Genomic DNA, 2146 nt, shown 5'->3' on the forward strand with positions numbered 1-2146 from the left:
TTCTGAATCGTTTAGATGAGATTATCGTCTTCCGTCAGTTGACCAAAGAAGAAGTCAAGGACATTGCCAAGATTCTGTTAAAAGAAGTGTTTGGTCGTCTGTACGAACAAGGCATTACTCTAGAAGTCAGCGAGAAGTTCAAAGACCGTTTGATCGAAGAGGGTTACAACCCCAGCTACGGGGCCAGACCATTACGTCGAGCAATCATGCGGTTGTTGGAGGATGTGCTGGCAGAAGAAATTCTCTCCAGTCGCATTAAGGAAGGAGATATTGCCTATGTTGATGTCAATGAAGAGGGTAAGGTACAAGTCAGTCGTAAGGAAAACCGAGAGCTTTTGCCTCAAGGAGTTGAGTAAATGATTGTAGGGTAAAGCCCCTAGTTATCCTGTGCTAACTCCCCTTAATCCCCCCCTTACTAAGAGGGGGGAATTTTTTGGCATTGTTGATGACCAAAAAATTTGGGTTTCAATCCCCGTCCTTCTAGGACGGCTTTCTATTTTTGTGTTATAATTTACGTAGAGTTGTCCCACGTCAAAAATGAGAGTCTTAGAATTTAAGGTCAAAGGGAAGAAAACTCAATACGCTGCGATTGATGAGGCGATCCGTACTGGTCAGTTTGTCCGAAACAAGTGCATTCGTTACTGGATGGACAACAAGGGCGTAGGACAGAAGGACTTATATCGCCATAATACGTGGCTTAGAGCTGAATATCCCTTTGTAAAAGACTTGAACTCTCATGCTTGCCAAGCTTCAGTAGAAAGAGCTTATAGCTCAATTTCTAGATTCTACGACAAGTGCAAAAAGAAAACTCCTGGAAAAAAGGGATACCCTAAATTTAAAAAGTTTTCTCGATCGGTTGAATACAAGACATCGGGTTGGAAATTATCAGGGGATGCTAAGTCAATAAATTTCTTAGACAAGAAAGGTATTGGAAAATTAAAACTGAAGGGAACCTGGGAGTTATGGCGTTACGAACAAAAACTGATTAAACGAGTTAGATTAGTGCGTCGCGCGGATGGGTATTATGTTCAGTTCTGCATAAAAGTTGATATCAAGGAGCCTTTGGAGCCTTCTCATACCAATGTCGGACTGGACGTAGGACTCAAGGAATTTTATACCGATTCCAAAGGAGGCGTAGAGCAAAATCCCAGGTTTTATCGAAAAGGAGAAAAGAGGTTAAAGTTTGATCAACGCCGAGTTTCTCGGAAAAAGAAAGGCTCATTCAATCGAAAAAAAGCCATTAATAGATTAGGTAGGACGCACCTCAAAATAAGTAGGCAGCGTGTTGGCGTAGCCTGCGCGTAGCGCATAGAGCACGCCAAGAGACTGGTTAGAAGTTACCGTAAGAATAAAGAAGCCTTTATGGTTAGTCGGCTATGCATAAAAGGGTTAAATCTTTGTTATTAAGGCTTCTTTATTCTAAGGTTTCGTCTCCGGCGCGCTGCGTAATCCACTCTAACGATGTGGTCGCTTACGTTCGCGCAGCGTGCCGTAAGGCAAGACTTGAGGGTAAAAAATCTGGTCAAAAACCACTGCCTTGCCAAGTCTATTAATGATGCGGGTTGGTATCAGTTTAGAAAATGGCTGGAATATTTTGGACAAAAGTTTGGCAGACAAACAGTAGCGGTAAATCCTGCTTATACTAGTCAAAATTGTTCCAGTTGTGGTGAAGTTGTCAAAAAATCATTATCAACGCGAACCCATACCTGTTCATGTGGATGTGTACTAGATTCGCCGAAGGCGACGCTACGCGAACGCGACCACAATGCAGCCATTAATATTCTAAAAAGAGCCTTGGGTACCGTAGGGCATACGGGAACCTGGATCATTGATCCCTACGCTTTAGGAGAGGACGCCTCTACTCTTTTTGATTCCGGTCTGAAAGAGCAAGCGACCTCGTTGATTAAAGAATCCCCGTTCTTATAGGACGGGGAGTGTCAAAAATTACCAGAATAAGTACGGAAGAAGGTAAAAAAGTGCTACCAGTATTAAAAATGGCACTATAAGAGTTTATAGGACAATGGAAGACTTTTTTAAAAATGTATCTCGTTACCCACGCTATCTAATCAGTATTACTCTAGGGATATTCTATTCCCTGTTTTTGCTGGTAAAACCACTACTGAACCGCCCCCTAACTGCGATCGCA

The 2146-nt window shown here is 42.5% G+C and carries 2 protein-coding genes and 1 pseudogene; all 3 read left to right on the forward strand.

Translation table 11 applies throughout. From position 1 onward, the window contains the following. Nucleotides 1–356, forward strand: a 356-nt coding sequence (locus F6K37_RS39230) for a ClpB D2-like domain containing protein (RefSeq protein WP_502887819.1), incomplete at its 5' end; no start/stop codon positions are given. Nucleotides 357–537: 181 nt separating this feature from the next. Then, nucleotides 538–1926: pseudogene (locus F6K37_RS39235) on the forward strand (RNA-guided endonuclease InsQ/TnpB family protein). Nucleotides 1927–2020: 94 nt separating this feature from the next. Further along, nucleotides 2021–2146: DUF751 domain-containing protein (locus F6K37_RS39240; protein ID WP_287256651.1), on the forward strand; the 126-nt coding region annotated here is incomplete at its 3' end.

Origin of the sequence: Moorena sp. SIO4E2, assembly GCF_010671945.1 — a bacterium.
Taxonomy (GTDB): domain Bacteria; phylum Cyanobacteriota; class Cyanobacteriia; order Cyanobacteriales; family Coleofasciculaceae; genus Moorena; species Moorena producens.